Annotated in this window: 16 protein-coding genes and 3 tRNA genes; 11 read left to right on the forward strand and 8 right to left on the reverse strand. The window is 69.8% G+C overall.

Translation table 11 applies throughout. The features are described 5' to 3' along the window. The first annotated feature begins 37 nt into the window (after positions 1-37). The gene (locus tag ACWEF2_RS08210; protein ID WP_355592235.1) at positions 38-754 is read left to right on the forward strand and encodes an IclR family transcriptional regulator; all 717 of its coding nucleotides are present in this window, start codon (positions 38-40) and stop codon (positions 752-754) included. A 51-nt stretch (positions 755-805) separates the two neighbouring features. Next, positions 806-2,542, forward strand: a complete 1,737-nt coding sequence (locus ACWEF2_RS08215; protein WP_453813078.1) for a hypothetical protein — start codon at positions 806-808, stop codon at positions 2,540-2,542. A 218-nt stretch (positions 2,543-2,760) separates the two neighbouring features. On the opposite strand, the gene ACWEF2_RS08220 is transcribed toward ACWEF2_RS08215, so the two are convergent. From ACWEF2_RS08220 to ACWEF2_RS08230, 3 genes are all read right to left on the reverse strand, one after another. Beyond that, positions 2,761-2,833 (reverse strand) — tRNA-Glu (locus ACWEF2_RS08220). A gap of 15 nt (positions 2,834-2,848) precedes the next feature. Beyond that, positions 2,849-2,924, reverse strand: a tRNA-Glu gene (locus ACWEF2_RS08225). Positions 2,925-2,986: 62 nt separating this feature from the next. Beyond that, positions 2,987-3,058, reverse strand: a tRNA-Gln gene (locus ACWEF2_RS08230). Between the two features lie 360 nt (positions 3,059-3,418). On the opposite strand from ACWEF2_RS08230, the gene ACWEF2_RS08235 reads away from it, so the two are divergent. Then, positions 3,419-5,398, forward strand: coding sequence for a M3 family metallopeptidase (locus ACWEF2_RS08235; RefSeq protein WP_453813080.1), 1,980 nt, complete (start codon positions 3,419-3,421; stop codon positions 5,396-5,398). A 205-nt stretch (positions 5,399-5,603) separates the two neighbouring features. On the opposite strand, the gene gltX is transcribed toward ACWEF2_RS08235, so the two are convergent. Together gltX and ACWEF2_RS08245 are read right to left on the reverse strand one after the other, a co-directional pair. Continuing rightward, on the reverse strand, positions 5,604-6,935 hold the full coding sequence (gene gltX, locus ACWEF2_RS08240) for a glutamate--tRNA ligase (RefSeq protein ID WP_453813401.1): 1,332 nt from the start codon (positions 6,933-6,935) through the stop codon (positions 5,604-5,606). 28 nt (positions 6,936-6,963) lie between these two features. Then, entirely contained in the window at positions 6,964-7,740 is a 777-nt protein-coding gene (locus ACWEF2_RS08245; protein WP_453813082.1) for a fumarylacetoacetate hydrolase family protein, read from the reverse strand. A gap of 282 nt (positions 7,741-8,022) precedes the next feature. Here ACWEF2_RS08245 and ACWEF2_RS08250 point away from each other — a divergent pair, with 282 nt between their 5' ends. From ACWEF2_RS08250 to ACWEF2_RS08280, 7 genes are all read left to right on the forward strand, one after another. After that, entirely contained in the window at positions 8,023-8,541 is a 519-nt protein-coding gene (locus ACWEF2_RS08250; protein WP_453813084.1) for an Asp23/Gls24 family envelope stress response protein, read from the forward strand. Further along, a complete protein-coding gene (locus tag ACWEF2_RS08255; RefSeq protein WP_453813086.1) occupies positions 8,538-8,804 on the forward strand; it encodes a hypothetical protein in 267 nt (88 codons plus the stop codon). The genes ACWEF2_RS08250 and ACWEF2_RS08255 overlap by 4 nt, the downstream gene beginning before the upstream one ends. After that, positions 8,801-8,989, forward strand: a complete 189-nt coding sequence (locus ACWEF2_RS08260; RefSeq protein WP_453813088.1) for a hypothetical protein — start codon at positions 8,801-8,803, stop codon at positions 8,987-8,989. The genes ACWEF2_RS08255 and ACWEF2_RS08260 overlap by 4 nt, the downstream gene beginning before the upstream one ends. Next, positions 8,986-9,456: an Asp23/Gls24 family envelope stress response protein gene (locus tag ACWEF2_RS08265; RefSeq protein WP_453813090.1), complete on the forward strand. Its 471-nt coding sequence runs from the start codon at positions 8,986-8,988 to the stop codon at positions 9,454-9,456. Before ACWEF2_RS08260 ends, ACWEF2_RS08265 begins: the two co-directional genes overlap by 4 nt. Continuing rightward, positions 9,453-10,166, forward strand: coding sequence for a DUF6286 domain-containing protein (locus ACWEF2_RS08270; protein ID WP_453813092.1), 714 nt, complete (start codon positions 9,453-9,455; stop codon positions 10,164-10,166). Before ACWEF2_RS08265 ends, ACWEF2_RS08270 begins: the two co-directional genes overlap by 4 nt. A 5-nt stretch (positions 10,167-10,171) precedes the next feature. Next, positions 10,172-10,759 carry an alkaline shock response membrane anchor protein AmaP gene (locus ACWEF2_RS08275; RefSeq protein WP_453813094.1) on the forward strand — a complete coding sequence of 196 codons (588 nt, stop codon included), beginning with the start codon at positions 10,172-10,174 and terminating at the stop codon, positions 10,757-10,759. Between the two features lie 97 nt (positions 10,760-10,856). Beyond that, entirely contained in the window at positions 10,857-11,231 is a 375-nt protein-coding gene (locus ACWEF2_RS08280) for an antibiotic biosynthesis monooxygenase family protein (protein ID WP_453813403.1), read from the forward strand. 21 nt (positions 11,232-11,252) lie between these two features. Here ACWEF2_RS08280 and ACWEF2_RS08285 read toward each other — a convergent pair whose 3' ends face one another. Beyond that, on the reverse strand, positions 11,253-11,849 hold the full coding sequence (locus tag ACWEF2_RS08285; protein ID WP_453813096.1) for an HD domain-containing protein: 597 nt from the start codon (positions 11,847-11,849) through the stop codon (positions 11,253-11,255). A gap of 192 nt (positions 11,850-12,041) precedes the next feature. Here ACWEF2_RS08285 and ACWEF2_RS08290 point away from each other — a divergent pair, with 192 nt between their 5' ends. Then, complete coding sequence (locus ACWEF2_RS08290) at positions 12,042-13,727, forward strand: heparinase II/III family protein (RefSeq protein ID WP_453813098.1); 1,686 nt, start codon at positions 12,042-12,044, stop codon at positions 13,725-13,727. Positions 13,728-13,869: 142 nt separating this feature from the next. Here the strand turns inward: ACWEF2_RS08290 and cimA are convergent, their stop codons facing one another. Both cimA and ACWEF2_RS08300 read right to left on the reverse strand, forming a co-directional pair. Continuing rightward, positions 13,870-15,447: a citramalate synthase gene (cimA, locus tag ACWEF2_RS08295; protein WP_453813100.1), complete on the reverse strand. Its 1,578-nt coding sequence runs from the start codon at positions 15,445-15,447 to the stop codon at positions 13,870-13,872. A 460-nt stretch (positions 15,448-15,907) separates the two neighbouring features. After that, positions 15,908-16,558 (reverse strand): YdcF family protein, encoded by a 651-nt coding sequence (locus ACWEF2_RS08300; protein ID WP_453813102.1) that lies wholly within the window; start codon positions 16,556-16,558, stop codon positions 15,908-15,910. Positions 16,559-16,563 lie beyond the last annotated feature (5 nt).

The raw sequence follows: 16,563 nt of genomic DNA on the forward strand, positions 1-16,563 counted from the left end.
CTTGCTTTCTCATATGTCGAGACGGCAGTATCGGTGTATGGACAACTCTAGCGGAGTCGGCGTACTCGACAAGGCCGTACTGGTGCTCAACGCCCTCGAAGCCGGTCCGGCGTCGCTGGCCCAGCTCGTCCACGCCACCGGACTGGCCCGGCCCACGGCCCACCGTCTCGCCGTCGCGCTGGAACATCACCGCATCGTCTCCCGCGATCCGCAGGGCCGATTCGTGCTGGGCCCCCGGCTGTCGGAGCTGTCCACCGCCGCCGGGGAGGACAGGCTGCTGGCCGTCGCGTCGCCGGTGCTGACCCAGCTCAGGGACCTGACCGGCGAAAGCGCCCAACTTTACCGCCGCCAGGGCGACGAGCGGGTGTGCGTGGCCGCCGCCGAACGGGCCAGCGGGCTCCGCGACACCGTCCCGGTCGGCTCGGCCCTGCCGATGCTCGCCGGATCGGCCGCGCAGATCCTGCTCGCCTGGGAGGAGCCCGACCGCCTCCACCGGGGGTTGCGCGGCGCCAAGTTCACCGCGTCGACGCTGGCCGGCGTCCGCCGCAGGGGGTGGGCGCACAGCGTGGGCGAGCGTGAGCAGGGCGTGGCCAGCGTCTCGGCGCCGATCCGGGGGGCGGCCGGCAAGGTGGTCGCGGCGATCTCGGTCTCCGGCCCCATCGAGCGTCTGACCCGTACCCCGGGCCGCCTGCACGCCGCTCCGGTGGTCTCCGCCGCCGAACGGATCACCGAATCGATGCGACGGGCCAACTGAGCTGTGCGATATGGGGAGGCGAGCACCCTTGCGGCCCCCTAGGCTGGGTAGGTGACAGATCGCATCGAGGCAGCCGCCGCTGAACTGCGCCCCCTGCTCCAAGACTTCATTCTCTGGGCGCGGGAGAACGCGCCCGGGAGCGATTCCAATCTGGTCGGTTCCGTCGCCCTGTGGCACCGGCTGATCGCCTCCACCGACGTCGGCCGATGGAGGCAGGCAGATCTGCGCACCGTGCTGCTCGACCGGATGCCACAGGTCGTGGAGGATCCGGACGCCGCAGCCGACGGCATGGTGCCCTCGATCCGCGCCTATCTGACCTTCCTGTCGGAGACGGACCGGCTGACCAAGGGCTCCGCCGCGCTCACCGAGCTGCTGACCGAGCTCGACCACCTCGAAGACGACTTCGTCGACGCGATGGAGGACCTCGTCGAGCAGGACGACTACGGGGACGAGGACGAGGAGGAGGCCGACGGGCTCGGCGACTTCGAGCCGTTCGCCGACGAGCTGGCGGAACTGCCGACCATCCGGCTCCGCCCGGACGCCGAGCTGGCCGCCGCCGCCCGGCGGGCAAAGCTGATCGTCAAGGCCCGCGACCTCGCGATCTGGGTCGGATCCGAGCGCCGGGTGGGCGAGACGAACCTGCTCACCGACGCCGAGATCACCGAGGCCCTGGGGGCGCTGGGGCTCGCCGTCCCGGCCGCGGGCGACAGGCCGCTGGCCGACTCGGTGCCCGCGCTCTGGAACATCTGGAACCTCGCGATCGACCTGGACTTCCTCCAGCCCGAGGGCGAGGACACCGTCAGCGCCGACGCCGACACCACCGAGTGGCCCTTCGAGGAGGACGACGACGTCCTGGACGCCTGGATGGCCGGTCTGCACTCGATCGACTACGGGGACCCCGAGCTGGAGGACGAGGACGCCACGATCGCCCTGTCCGGGCTGACCCGGGCGCTGCTGGTCCGGGTGCTCCTGGCCACCGGTTCCAAACCGCTGGCCGACCTCCGTACCGAACTGGCCGAGGCCGTCTCCGAGTACGACGAGCAGGGCGCCGACGCCTGGACCTTGGCCATCGCGCAGTACGGCGACCCGCTCAGCCCCGTGCTCGACTGGCTCGCCGGCTACGGCATGGTCGAGGTCGAGCACGAGCAGGTACGGCTGACGCCGCTCGGCATGGAGGGGGTCGTCCACCTGGCGGACGACGCCGACATCGAGCTGGACGCCCGGCCGGCCATCGACGCGATGACCGCCCTGGACCTGCTCTCCTTCAGCGCGGAGCTGCCCGAGGAGGAGGCGGACGCCGAGTTCGCCGCCTGGATGGAGCTGCGCCGGCCCGACCACGCGGCCAAGGAGCTGCTGGAGGCCGCCGCCGAGGACGACGCGGACGCGCTGGTCCGGGTCCAGGCGGCCAGCATGGTCGGCTCGCTCGGCGAGGTGGCCGTGCCCGCGTGGCAGGAGGCCCTCAACGAACCGTCCCTGCGCCCGTACGCAGCCACCCACCTGGCCCAGCTCGGCATCGAGGACGCTCCCCCGCCCACCCAGGCCGACACCCACTGGCTGATCCTCGACATGCTGACCATCTCCGCCGGTCTCGGCCGGCCGGAGTTCGTCAGCAGCCTGGACGACATCGGCAACGTACCGAACCTGATCAGCCTGCTGGACGTGATCTGGAAGGTGCCACACCCGCACCTGGAGGAGCTGCTGGAGGCGATCGGCAAGGCCCACCCGGACAAGCAGGTGGGCAAGGCCGCCAAGCGGGCCCTGTTCAAGGCCCGCTCCGCCCACAACTAGACGGCGTGACCGCGGTGGCACGGGTGCACGGCCCGCGCCACCGCGGCATCCTCGGGGCAGGCGGGTGTACGGCCCGCGCCACCGCGGCGCCCTCCGGGCAGGGGTGCCGGAAAACAGGGGTGTCGCCGGGAAACGAGAGAAGAGGGCGGCCGCCGGAAAACGGTCGCCGGAAATGCGAAAACCCCCGGAAGCCAATGCTTCCGAGGGTTTCAGCCGGGTAGCCCCGACCGGATTCGAACCGGCGCTACCGCCTTGAGAGGGCGGCGTCCTAGGCCACTAGACGACGGAGCCTTGCGAAGATGACAGTGGTAGTCCCGACCGGATTCGAACCGGCGTTACCGCCTTGAGAGGGCGGCGTCCTAGGCCACTAGACGACGGGACCGTACACACTGTCGTCGGATCCCGCCGGAGAGGAATCCGCGGCACCCCCCGAAGGAGGTGCAGCTGGGGTACCAGGACTCGAACCTAGAACAACTGAACCAGAATCAGCCGTGTTGCCAATTACACCATACCCCACCGCGCTTGACCCCCTTGCGGGGTTCGCTGGCGACTCCGAAAGAATAGCCCAGGTTGGGGGTCAAGACCAAAACGATTGACGGACCGCCAATCCCCTCGGTGTCCCGCGCTCCCCCACGGCCCTCCCCCGGCATCTCAGCGCCCCTCCCCCGGCGGCTCCACGGCCCTCCCGCGGCGCCTCCAGACCGCCCGGGGCCTCCGCGCCGCGTCCTCCGCCCGGAGGCCCACCACCCCCTCCGGCCCTCCCTCTCGGTGTCCCACGGGTGTCTTTCGAGACCGTCCCCCACCGTCGCCGTGCCCACCGGCGGGTCGTTGTGTAACGCTGCTCAGGAGATCCGTCCCCACCTAAGGAGCCGTGCCTTGGCCGAGAACCCGTTCTTCGCCCCCAGCCCATTGCCCTACAAATTGCCAAATTTCGGCGAGATCCGGGAGGAGCACTACCTTCCCGCCTTCGAACGCGGCATGGCCGAACAGCTGCGGGAGATAGAGGCGATCGCCGGTGACACCGAACCGGCCACGTTCGCCAACACCGTCGAGGCGCTGGAACGCTCGGGCCAGATCCTGAAGCGGACCGTCACGGTCTTCTCCAGCATCGCCGCCTCCGACGCGACCGACCGCATCCGGGAGCTCGAAACCGAGATCTACCCCCGGTTGACCAAACACGGCGACGCGGTCCGGCTGAACCGCGCGCTGTACGAACGGATCAAGCAGGTGTCCACCGAGGACCCCGAGGAGGCGTGGCTGCTGGAGAAGTATCGCGTGGACTTCGTTCGGGCCGGCGCCGACCTGACCGAGGTCGAGCAGGGGCGGCTCAAGGAGCTCAACGAGGAGCTGACCAGGCTGGCCACCTGTTTCTCCCAGAACCTGCTGGCGGCCTCCACCGCCTCGGCGCTGGTCGTCGAGGACGCCAGGAAGCTCGACGGGCTCTCCGACAGCGCGATCAAGGCGATCGAGAGGGACGGCGGGTACGTCCTGCCGCTGCTCAACGTCACCAACCAGCCCGCCCTGGCCGAGCTGACCGACAGGGAGACCCGCAGGAGGCTGTACGAGCTCTCGGCGAACCGGGCACCGGAGAACTTCGAGCTGGCCGCCAGGATCGCGACACTCCGCGCCGAGCGGGCCGCCCTGCTCGGTTACCCCGACCACGCCGCCTACTCCGTCGCCGACCAGACGGCCAAGACCACCGACGCGGTCGAGGAGATGCTGGGCAAACTGGTGGGCCCCGCGGTGGCCAACGCCCGGCGCGAGGCCGAGGCGCTGGCCGAGCAGGCCGGCTTCCCCATCGAGCCGTGGGACTGGTCGTTCTACGCGGAGAAGGTGCGTAAGGCCCGCTACGACTTCGACGGCTCCGAACTGCGCCCCTACTTCGAGCTGAACCGGGTGCTCAGGGACGGTGTCTTCCACGCCGCCGGCGAGCTGTACGGGATCACCTTGGCCGACCGCGACGACCTGTCCGGATACCACCCGGACGTACGGGTCTTCGAGGTGTTCGAAGCGGACGGCTCACCGCTCGGCCTGTTCGCGTTCGACCCCTACGCCCGGCCCACCAAGCGTGGCGGCGCGTGGATGAACAACCTCGTGGACCAGTCGCACCTCTTCGGCGACCTGCCCGTTGTACTGAACAACCTCAACGTCACCAAGCCGTCCGAGGGCCCGACGCTGCTGACCTTCGACGAGGTCATCACCACCTTCCACGAGTTCGGCCACGCCCTGCACGGCCTGTTCTCCGACGTCCGCTTCCCCCTCGTCTCCGGTACCGAGGTGCCGAGGGACTTCGTGGAGTACCCCTCCCAGGTGAACGAGATGTGGGCGACCTGGCCCTCGGTCCTCGCCAACTTCGCCAGGCACCACGAGACCGGCGAGCCGGTACCCGAGGAACTGCTGGAGAAGATGAAGGCCGCCGAGATGTTCAACCAGGGGTACGCGACCGTGGAGTATCTCTCCGCGGCCCTGCTCGACTGGGCCTGGCACCGGCTGTCCCCCGGTGAGACCGTCGAGGACGCCGAGGCGTTCGAGGCGGCGGCCCTGGAGCGGATGGGGGTCGCCTTCGCGCCGATCCGCGCCCGCTACCGGACCAATTACTTCGCCCATGTCTTCTGCAGCGGTGTGGGCGGCTACAGCGCCGGCTACTACTCCTACATCTGGAGCGAGGTGCTGGACGCCGAGAGCGTCGAGTGGTTCAAGGAGAACGACGGTCTCAAGCGGAGGAACGGCGACCGTTTCCGGTCCGCGCTGCTGTCGGTCGGCGGCTCCACGGACGTGATGGACGCCTTCCGCGACTTCCGCGGGCGCGACCCCCGCATCGAGCCCCTCCTGGAACGCCGTGGCCTGCTGACCTGAGCCGCCCACGGGCCGATGTCCCGCCGCCGTCGGCACCCGCCCGGCTCACCCGGCTCGCCCCGTGGGGTGAGGCCCCACGAGGTGAGGCCCATGAGGTGAAAGGGCCCCGGCCCTGGATACGGGATCCCCCGTATCCAGGGCCGGGACTCGGCTCTCCGGCTCCGGTTCGGCCTCCAGGGCCGGGGCCAGGCTCTCCCGCTCCGGCTCAGCCTCCGAGTCTGGCGAGCGCGGCGCGGATCCGATCCATCGAGCGCTCACGGCCGAGCACCTCGATCGACTCGAACAGCGGCAGGCCGACGGTCCGGCCGGTGATCGCCACCCGGACCGGGGCCTGGGCCTTGCCGAGCTTGAGTCCGTACTCGGTGCCGACCTCCTCCAGCGCGGTCTTGAGCGACTCGGGGTCCATGCCGACCTTCTCCAGCCGGGCGAGATAACCGCCGAGGATCTCCACGGCGGAGTTCTTCATGGCCTTGTCCCACGACGCCTGGTCGAAGACGGGCTCGTCCAGGAAGAGGAAGTCCACGTTCGCGGTGACCTCGGACAGGACCGCGATACGGGTCTGGGCGAGCTCGGCGACCCTGGCGAAGGTCTCACGGTCCCAGTCGGGCTTCAGCCAGGGCTCGCAGCGGGCGATGAAGACGGGGAGCGGCAGCGCCCGGATGTACTCGCCGTTGAAGGCCCGCAGCTTCTTCTCGTCGAAGAAGGCCGGGGACGGGTTGACGTCCTCCAACTTGAACAGCGGCACCATCTCCGACCAGGGCATGATCTCCCGGTCGTCGCCCGGCCCCCAGCCGAGCAGCATCAGGTAGTTGACCATCGCCTCGGCCAGGTAGCCCTCCTCGCGGTAGGACTCCAGGGCGACCTTGTCCCGGCGCTTGGACAGCTTCTGGCGCTTCTCGTTGACGATGACCGGCACGTGCGCCCAGACCGGCGCGGTCGCGCCGAGCGCCTGCCAGAGCAGCTGCTGCTTGGGCGTGTTGGACAGGTGCTCCTCGGCGCGGACCACGTGGCTGATCCGCATCTCGATGTCGTCCACCACGTTGGCGAGCACGAACAGCGGGGAGCCGTCGGCCCGCGCGACGACGAAGTCCTCCATCGCGTCGTTGGGGAACTCGACCGTGCCGCGGACCAGGTCCTCGACCACGGTGACGCCGTCGTCGGGGGTGCGGAAGCGCACGGCGCCCTCGGTCAGGCCCCGGTCGCGGCAGAAGCCGTCGTAACCGCGGTGCTCGGAACCGGTGCGGGCCTTGACCTCGTCACGGGTGCAGGTGCAGTAGTAGGCGCGGCCGTCGGCGGCCAGCTTGGCGACGGCCTCGCGGTGCTGCCCGGCGTAGGCCGACTGGAAGTAGGGGCCCTCGAAGACGGGGTTGTCGCCGTTGACGCCGATCCAGGCCAGCGCGGAGATGATGCCCTCGGTCCACTCCGGCCGGTTGCGGGCGGCGTCGGTGTCCTCGATGCGCAGCACGAACCTGCCACCGGTCTGCTCGGCCAGCGCCCAGTTGAACAGCGCGGACCGGGCGCCGCCGACGTGGAACATGCCGGTGGGAGAGGGAGCGAAACGAACCCTAATCACGGGAGACCACCCGGTTGGTGAGAGTGCCGATTCCTTCGATGCCGACGCTGACCTTGTCGCCGATGTTCAGCGGGCCGACCCCGGCGGGCGTCCCGGTCAGGATGACGTCACCGGGGATCAGGGTCATGACCGCGCTCACGTGGGCGATCAGCGTGGGAATGTCGTAGACGAGATGGGATGTGCGGGAGCTCTGCTTGACCTCGCCGTTCACCGTGGTGGTGATGCCCACGTCGCCCGCGTCGAGCTCGGTCTGGATCCACGGGCCGAGCGGGCAGAAGGTGTCGAAGCCCTTGGCCCGGGTGAACTGGACGTCCTTCTGCTGCAGATCCCTGGCCGTGACGTCGTTGGCGCAGGTGTAGCCGAAGACGACCTCGTGGGCCCGCTCCGCGGGGACCTCCCGGCAGAGACGGCCGATGACCACCGCCAGCTCGCCCTCGTAGTCGACCCGGCGGGTCAGTCCGGTCGGGTAGGTGATGGTCTCCCCCGGGCCGATCACCGAGGTGGACGGCTTGAGGAAGACCAGCGGCTCGTCGGGGACCTCGCCGCCCATCTCGCCGGCGTGGTCGGCGTAGTTCTTGCCGATCGCGACGACCTTGCTGGGCAGCATCGGCGCGACCAGCTTGACCTGGGAGAGCGAGTGACGCTCACCGGTGAACTGGATCGGGCCGAACGGGTGGCCGGAGATCGCGGAGATGAACTCCTCGCCGGGTCCACCCTCGACCACGCCGAATCCGACACCCTCACCTGTGGAGAACCTCGCTATGCGCACACGACAAGGCTAGTCGCGCCCGGAGTCCCGCCGGACCGTGGCCCGGCCGCCGGAACCGTACCGGCGGCCCCGCGCCGTACGGCCTCCCCGATAGAGCCATAAAAACGATAAAACACATACAAAGCCGTTAAATTCAAAAAAGTTATCAAAAACCTCAGATATCAACATAAAGGATTCACTAAGAAGAGATATGTACCGGTTGTTGTTCATATGTGGGGTATTACGAGCTAGAGGTGACTTCCGGGGAAGCAGATCGTCTTCCCCACGGGGGAGGTAATCGACGTGACCGAAGCCAACACGGTGAACAGGCCGAACGGCGGCGAGGGCCCGGCGTCGCGGGCTCGGACCGACGTCCCCGCGGGACAGGGGGGCCTGGTTACCCCCAAGGGGACCACCAGTATCGACAGCGGGGTCGTGGCGAAGATCGCCGGCCTGGCGGCCCGGGAGGTCGCGGGGGTCTACAACATGGGCGCCGGCACCGCACGCGCGCTCGGCGCGGTCCGCGGCATGGTGAGCGGCGACAAGGCGAGCGCCACACAGGGCGTGTCCGTGGAGGTGGGCGAGCGGCAGGCCGCGATCGACCTCGACCTGATGGTCGAGTACGGCGTGGCCATCCCGGACCTCGCCGCCTCGGTACGCCGCAACGTGATCGCGGCCATCGAGCGCATGACCGGGCTTGAGGTCACCGAGGTCAACGTCAAGATCGACGACGTCCACCTGCCCGACCAGGACACCGGCGGCGACACCGGCGGCAGGAAGAACGGATCCGAGCAGTCCGAGCCGGAGCCGCGCGTCCAGTGAGCGAGCTCGCGCACGAGATAGCGGACGCCGTACGGCGCTGCCCCGGCGTGGCGGACCTGTCGGGCGGCCCCTTCGGGGCCGTGGCGACCTACCTGCCGGGGGAGAAGATCTCCGGCGTCGCCCTCCGTGACGACGAGGTGGAGATCTCCATCGTCGTCCAGCCGGGGCGACCGCTGCCGGAGATCGCCGACGAGGTCCGGACGGCGCTCGCACCCCTGGTGGGAGACCGCCCGGTGAACGTACATATCGGAGGTATGCGATGAATCAGCTCCCCATCTGGACAGTGATCGGCTTGTTCGTCGGCATCGCGCTGGGATTCGCGGGAGCCTTCGGCGGTCTCGGCGCGTTCCTGCTGGTGCTGGTCCTGGGCGCCATCGGACTCCTCGTCGGCCACGTCGTCGAGGGTGGCGAGATCGACCTGTCCCGGCTGGCCGCGAGGCGACGATGACCGCCCCGGTCGAGCACCGCGCCACACCCTCCGAAGCCGGGACGTCCACCGGCGCGACCGGCCGTCACGACCCGGGGCCGGGGAACACCGCGCCCACGGACGTGACGCGGACGTCGCGACCGGCCGGGCCCGCCGTACCGGCCGAGCTACGGGGCAGGACCGACATCCCCGAGCGGGTGGTGACGCGGATCGCCGCCCGCGCGGCCCGGGAGGTGGAGCAGGTCGTGGCGGTCCGCGAACGGAGGACACCGGCCTTCGGCAGGCGCACCCGCGCCGTCGTGGACGGAGAGCTGGCCATGCTGGAGCTTGAGGTGACGGTGCGATACCCCGCCCCGCTCCTGCACGTGGCCGAGGAGATCCGGCGGCACGTGAACGACCGGGTCCACACGCTGACCGGCCTGATCGTCGGCCACATCGACATCGACGTGACCGGCGTGGTCCCCGCCCGGCAGGAGGACGGCGGATGACCGTCCCTCCCACCGGGCCGCCTGTTCCCGCCTCCGGCGCGGGACCTGTCCCGGATCCTGTCTCCGGGACAGGTCCCGTCCCGGAGGCGCCGACCGCACCCGGCGCGGGATATCCGGATGAGCCCACGCCGCCCGCGCCCGCCGAGGTTCCGAGAAACCCCAGGGCGGACCGGGCGGCGGTCAGGGCCTTCCGCCCGCGCCGGGTGATCCCCGCCGTGATCACCGCCGCCCTGATGACCGTGATCGGCGCCGTCGTGGCCGCGGAGGTGATCTCCGCGCTGCTCGGCCGCCCGCTGCACTGGATACCGTACGACCGGTTGTCGGCCTGGGCGTCCTCCACCCGGTGGGACGACCCGTCGGTGATGCTGGGCGCGGGCGTGGTCACCGCGCTGGGCCTGCTGCTCGTGCTGCTCGCGCTCCTGCCCGGCCGGCCCAGGCTCATTCCGGTCAGGACCGGCGACCCCGATCTGATCATCGGCATGCGGCCACGGGGCTTCACCCGCGCCCTGGCACACGCGGCCGAGCAGGTGCAGGGGGTAAACCACGCCCGGGTGAGGTTGCGCGGGAGGACCGCGGAGGTGACGGCCCACAGTCCGCTGCGGGACCCCGCCGGGCTCGCCGAGGCCGTACGGCGGGCCGTGGCGGCGCGGATCGCCGCGCTCACCCCGCTGAACGACTATCCCGTGCATGTACGCCTGCGAGGACAGTGATCGCCATGGACAGGAAGACCATACGGGGCAACCGGCTGGGGCTGCTGATCATGGGGCTGCTGCTGACGCTCCTGGGCGGCTACACGCTCGCCCGCGGCGCGCACGCGTGGCCGCAGAACGTGGCGCCCGGCGGGGAGCCGCTGATCAACGACCCGGTACGGGCGGCCTTCGCCCGCTACAGCCCGTGGCTGTGGTGGGTGATCGCGGCGGGCGCCGTCGTGCTCGCCCTGTTCGGGCTGCGCTGGCTGCTGGTCCAGGGACGGCGTGAGCGGCTGGGCGACTTCCGCCTGGAGAGCGGCTCCGACGGGGTCACCGACGTCCGGGCGGACACCGTGGCCGACGCGATGGCCGACGAGGTCGGCGCCCACCCCGCCGTGCTGAGCGCCAGCGCCTCGATGATCGGCACCAGGGCGCACCCCGCCGTACGGCTGCGCGTGGTGACCGACGAGAACGCCCCGATGAGCGCGCTCCGTGAGCAGCTGGGCGACCACGCCATCCCGCACATGCGCCAGGCCCTGGAGATGGAGACCGTCCCGGCGGTCGCCCAGGTGAGCCTGGAGGAGCCGCCGCGCCCCCGCAGGACCGTCGTCTGACCGGCCGCCGATCATAGGGTGGTCAGGGCAACCAACACTTCGAGGAGAAGATGTGCCTTCGGTCGTGAAGATAAATGTGCTGACGGTGTCCCCGGAGATGCGCGAGGAGCTGGAGCGCCGGTTCTCCGGACGGGCCGGGGTGGTGGAGTCCGCCGACGGCTTCGAGTGGTTCGAGCTGCTACGCCCGCAGGAGGGCACCGACCGCTACCTGGTCTACACCCGCTGGCGGTCGGAGGAGGACTTCCAGCGCTGGACCGAGAGTCAGGCGTTCCAGCGGGGGCACGCCCAGGCGGGCGCCGGGCAGGCGGCCGCGGGACCGGGCGGACCGGGTCACGGGAACGGGCACGGCGGGGAGCGGCCGCACGGGCCGGGCCCCGGGCAGGGACACGGCCACGGGCAGGGGCCCGCCGCCAGCGGTGCCGAACTCTGGTCGTTCGAGGTCGTGCAGAGCGCCGGTCCCCGGACCGGGTGAGGGGTATGCCGTACCGGCCGGTCAGCGGTCCAGCGCGTTCGCCTCGATGCGCTCGGCGATCCCGGCGCGTACGCACAGGGCGGCCGGGCTCTCCGGCTTGCGGTCGGCCTGGTCCCTGAAGCGCGCGATGAACTCCCCGCCGAGCCCCAGCCGGGGGTAGCGCTCCAGCACCTCGGCCCGCAGCCCGGCGGGGAAGTCCTCCCAGCGTCGGCCGCAGATGTCCAGCCCGGTGGACATCTCCAGCAGGTGCCCCTCCGGGTCCTCCGCGACGTCGACCTTCTCCCACATGTGGCGCACGATCACCTCCGACGCGCGCGCCCGCCGCTCGACGGGCCACCCCGCCGCCGCGCCGAAGACCCACGCGAGGTGCCCGCCCGCCTCCTCGAACGGCACGGTGTGGCTGTCGAACTCCTTGACCAGGCCGATGTCGTGCAACATCGAGGAGACGTACAGCAGCTCGGCGTCGAAGGCGACGCCGTTGGCCAGGCCGTACGCCGCGGCCCACAGGTAGGCCCGCACGGAGTGGTTCAGCAGCGCGGGCGAGCAGTAGGCGGTGGCCACCTCCAGCGCGGCACGGGTCGCGGGGGTCTCGGGGATCACGATGTCTGCGAGTCTCATGCGCCCAGCCTGGCCCACGCGCCGGACCGTCCGCGACCGGCCCGCACCGATGAATCCGTCCCGAGAGCGGTAAACCTGTGCCACGCGTCTGGTTGCTAACGATGTGCTGGGAAAAAGCCGCTCGACTTGACCGTTTTGGTGGGATTCGGAGAGCATGATCAGCTATCTTCGTCCGGCCCGGAAGGAACTGGCGTGCGCCGCCGCACCAAAGCACTCACCCTCTCCCTCGTCCTCTTCCTGACCTGCGGTGCGACGACCGTCACCGCGGAGGCGGCCGAGACGGTCAAACGCACCGCCGAGTGCCAGGGCGACTGGCTGCCGGCGACCCCGACGGCGGCGGACATCATGGCGGGCAAGGTCGACTTCGTGGGCCTGCCCCCGGTGCGGGTGGACAAGGACGTCAACTGGCGAACCGACCCCTACCGCAACCGGTCCTGGAGCATGGTCTTCCACTCGCTGCGCTGGATGGGCCGCCTGGTCGCCGACTACGAGACCAGCGGGGAGAGCGCCTACCTGGCCCGGGCCACCGAGATCGCCAAGGACTGGGTGGCGGACAACCCCCGAGGCGGCGGGGCCAAGGCCAGCCCCTACGCCTGGCAGGAACACCCGATCGCGCTGCGCGCGCCCGCGCTGGTCTGCCTCAGCAAGCACGTCGACGCGCCCTGGCTCTCCAAGAGCCTGGCCGAGCACGCCACGGTGCTGTCCGACCCCCGCCGGTACGAGAAGGGCCACAACCACGGGATAGACCAGGACATCGCGCTGCTCGGCATCGGCTGCCGATACAAGAACACGGGCTGGTCCAACCTCGCGGTCAGGCGGCTGACCGAGACGGTGAAACTCGACGTCGACTCCCAGGGCGTGCTGCGGGAGCAGGCGCCGCGTTACGCGATCTACGTCTACGAGCGGCTCAAGGTCGCGATGGGCCGCATCGAGGAGTGCGGCAGGAAGGTGCCCGCCGACATCTCCAGGCGGTGGGAGTCGCTGGAGGACTTCATCTCGCACTCCACCCAGCCGAACGGGTTCATGGTCCCGATCGGCGACGGCGGCGCGGACGTGCGGCCGGTCGGATACACCCACCCCAAGAAGACCGTGCGGGTGTTCGGCAACGGCTACGTCTACGGACGCACCGCCTGGGACGACCCGGCGTCGGCGTTCTACTCCATCCGCTTCGGGCCCGGGCTGAAGTACCACGGCCACGAGGACCACCTCGGCGTGACCTACTACGCCCAGGGTCGCGATGTCCTGGTCGACGTGGGCTTCCACTCCTACGAGAACAACCCCTACCGCCGCTGGACCATGTCCCCGCAGGCGCACAACACGCCGGCCGTGGTCGGCGCCGCCTTCCGGGCCAGAACCGCCACCACTCTGAGCCGCTCCTCGATCCGTGACGGCAGGCAGAGCTACCGGCTGACCGACAGGGCGTACGGCGTGCCGAGAACCCGTTCGGTACTGGTCAACCACGAGCAGGACGTGATGGCCGTGCTGGACACGGTCCCCCGGGGTTCCCGGGTCGGCAACGTCTGGCACCTCGCCCGTGAACTGTCCACCGTGTCCAACACCGGCGGCCGGGTCGTGGTCAAGGACAGGACGGGCTGGAAGGCGACGCTGGTCCAGCTCTCGATGCCGTCGTGCAGGCCGGTGGACGGGCTCCGGGTGGTCCAGGGCCTGCAGAACCCCTACCAGGGCTGGGTCTCCCCCGCCTACCTGCGCAAGCAGGCCGCTCCCGCGGTCCTCTCCCCCACCTCGGAGAACGCGCTGCTCACCGTCGTGGTCCCCGGCGTCGACAACCCCTCGGTCTCCTGCTCGGGCGGCAAGGTCCGCCTGGAGACCGCCAAGGGCCCGGTGAGCTTCCGGGCCGCCGGGACCGGCCTCTCCTGAGATCCCCTCGGGAGACCCCTCCCCCGGGGTCCCCGGGAGAGCCGGGCGGTCCCGATCCCCAGGGTCTCCCCGAAGAGCCCAGATGTGGGGTACGGCTGGGCTGTACCCCACGTTTCCCGGTCTCCCCGCCCCGGCGGAGGGATCAGTCGGTGGTGTGGCCCGCCCGGAGCAGGCCGTAGGTGACCGCCTGCTCCAGCGCCTGCCAGGAGGCCTCGATGATGTTCTCGTCGACGCCGACGGTGGCCCACTCGGAGGTCGGGTCGCTGGAGGTGATCAGTACGCGGGTGACCGCGTCGGTGCCGTGGGTGCCCTCCAGGATCCGCACCTTGAAGTCGATCAGCTCGACCGCCGCCAGCTCCGGGTAGAGCCGCTCCAGCCCCAGCCTGACGGCACGGTCCAAGGCGTTGACCGGGCCGTTGCCCTCGCCGGTCGCGACGATCCGCTCACCCTTGGCGTGCAGCTTGACCGTGGCCTCGCTGACCAGTTCGCCGCCGCGGGTCCGTTCGACGATCACCCGCCAGGACTCGACCTCGAAGTGGCGCCTGCGCTCGCCCGCCACGGTATCGCGGAGCAGCAGCTCGAAGGAGGCGTCGGCGGCCTCGAAGGTGTAGCCCTTGGACTCCAGGTCCTTGACCCGGTTCACCAGCTCGCGGGAGGTCTCCGGCGACAGCTCGTAGCCCAGCTCGCGGCCCTTGAGCTCGACGGAGGCGCGGCCGGCCATGTCGGAGACGAGCATGCGCATGTCGTTGCCGACCTGGGCGGGGTCGATGTGCTGGTAGAGGTTGGGGTCCACCTTGATGGCGCTGGCGTGCAGCCCGGCCTTGTGCGCGAAGGCGGAGACACCCACGTAGGGGGCGTGGGAGTTCGGGGTGACGTTGGTGACCTCGGTGATCGAGTGCGCGATGCGGGTCATGTCGGCCAGCGCGGCGGGCGGGACGAGGTCGAAGCCCCGCTTGAGCTGGAGGTTGGCCACGACGGTGAACAGGTTGGCGTTGCCGGCCCGCTCGCCGTACCCGTTGGCGCAGCCCTGCACGTGGGTGGCTCCGGCCTTCACCGCGGCGAGGGTGTTGGCCACCGCGCAGCCGGTGTCGTCGTGGCAGTGGATGCCGATCCTGGCGGACGTCTGCACGGCCGCGTGGACGACGTCGGCGAGCTCGTCGGGGAGCATGCCGCCGTTGGTGTCGCAGAGGGCGACGACGGAGGCGCCCGCCTCGGCCGCGGTGCGCAGCACCTCCAGCGCGTAGGCCGGATTGGATGCGTAGCCGTCGAAGAAGTGCTCGGCGTCGAGGAAGACCCGCTGTCCCTCCGCGCGGAGGTGGGAGACCGTGTCGCGGATCATCGCGAGGTTCTCCCGGAGAGTCGTGCGGAGGGCGAGTTCCACGTGCCGGTCGTGACTCTTGGCGACAAGGGTCACGACCGGCGCGCCGGATTCGCGCAGAGCGGCCACCAATGGGTCGTCGGCTGCCTTCACCCCGGCCCGGCGGGTCGCGCCGAACGCGGTGAGCTGCGCGTGCTTCAGGTCCAGCTCTGTTTGAGCACGCCTGAAGAACTCTGTGTCCTTGGGGTTGGCGCCCGGCCAGCCCCCCTCGATGAAGCCGACTCCCAGGCTGTCCAGCTGGCGGGCGACGGCCAGCTTGTCGACCACCGTGAGGTTGAGGCCCTCCTGCTGGGCACCGTCACGCAGTGTCGTGTCGTAGACATGGAAGCGGTCGTCGGCCATATCGGTCTCCTTCGCGGGTTCGATGATTCGCTGATCGCCGCGCGCTCGTCTCGGCTCCGAGAAACAAAAAAACCCCTCACGGACGTGAGAGGTCGGCGCGCTGGCGGTGTCCCTTGTCAGCCAGCGCGCCTGCCGATAATGAGCAGACCGTAGAACATGATGCCTCGGAGTCTGCCACACGCCACCACCGTTTGACACATTGATCTCAGGATCCGAGACCTGTCCGCTCACCGAAACAGCTGAGCGGACCCCCGGAGGAGCATCGCGCGACCCGGCGATTGACCGGCTGATCTGGTGATATACGGCGACCTTCTCATCCAGCGCCCCAAGGACGTTCTCCGTCGCCGTCCGGGCCTCGATCGGGGAGGCGCGACTGGGAGCGTTCCCAGGCATCCGGCCGCGCGGCGCCTTCCGTGCCGAGGATCAGAGGTCCCCGTCGCGGACACCCACTCGGCACCGGTCAGATCAGCCTGCTTGTATGGCCCGCCGCGACGAGGCGATCGTATGCGCGTCGCACCTCGTCGGACATTTCTTGCGGTATGGCAAACCCGAGTTCAGCGTACTTGGAGATGCGTTGAGTGTCTCCGACGATCATGTCGGCGACCCGTTCAACGTCTCCTATTGATTCGATGTAATCCTCCAGCGACAAGGGTTCGGCCGCGCAGATGACATCCACCTCGGGCCACATCTTCCTGCAGGTCGCGTACGCTCGCCTCTGCTGGTAGGGGCGGGAGACAAGCGTGACGGACGAGATGTTTACGCCGTGATCCGCAAGCAGCGTACGGGTGAACTCGATGTTCTGCCCCGTGTTGGTCGCCCTCGTCTCGACAAGGATCCTCTCTGACGGCACGCCCAGCCCGACGGCCTCGTCCCGGTAGTGAATCGCCTCGCCTCGCGGGAACCGCTTGACCGTGGTCGGCGAGTTGGCGCCGGTGAAGACGAGGCGCGGGAACATTCCCCTCTTGAAAAGCTCGGCTGTAAAGGTGGCCACTCCTATGTCGTGACCCCCGAGCCCCACTCCGATATCGGAATGTCGCAGCTCATGGTGCAGGTTGTGGTAGTCCCACAGAATTTCAAGGTCGTCTAGAATGTTTTCAGGCAGAATGCCCATGCTCG

The organism is Streptosporangium sp. NPDC004631, assembly GCF_053601935.1.

Bases quoted from the DNA above. Each gene is read 5' to 3' on its own strand.
- ACWEF2_RS08300 (WP_453813102.1), bottom strand. From the start codon at position 16,558: ATGGGCATTCTGCCTGAAAACATTCTAGACGACCTTGAAATTCTGTGG.
- cimA (WP_453813100.1), bottom strand. From the start codon at position 15,447: ATGGCCGACGACCGCTTCCATGTCTACGACACGACACTGCGTGACGGT.
- ACWEF2_RS08260 (WP_453813088.1), top strand. From the start codon at position 8,801: ATGAATCAGCTCCCCATCTGGACAGTGATCGGCTTGTTCGTCGGCATC.
- ACWEF2_RS08210 (WP_355592235.1), top strand. From the start codon at position 38: ATGGACAACTCTAGCGGAGTCGGCGTACTCGACAAGGCCGTACTGGTG.
- ACWEF2_RS08280 (WP_453813403.1), top strand. From the start codon at position 10,857: ATGCGCGAGGAGCTGGAGCGCCGGTTCTCCGGACGGGCCGGGGTGGTG.
- ACWEF2_RS08285 (WP_453813096.1), bottom strand. From the start codon at position 11,849: ATGAGACTCGCAGACATCGTGATCCCCGAGACCCCCGCGACCCGTGCC.
- ACWEF2_RS08275 (WP_453813094.1), top strand. From the start codon at position 10,172: ATGGACAGGAAGACCATACGGGGCAACCGGCTGGGGCTGCTGATCATG.
- gltX (WP_453813401.1), bottom strand. From the start codon at position 6,935: ATGTTCCACGTCGGCGGCGCCCGGTCCGCGCTGTTCAACTGGGCGCTG.
- ACWEF2_RS08265 (WP_453813090.1), top strand. From the start codon at position 8,986: ATGACCGCCCCGGTCGAGCACCGCGCCACACCCTCCGAAGCCGGGACG.
- ACWEF2_RS08270 (WP_453813092.1), top strand. From the start codon at position 9,453: ATGACCGTCCCTCCCACCGGGCCGCCTGTTCCCGCCTCCGGCGCGGGA.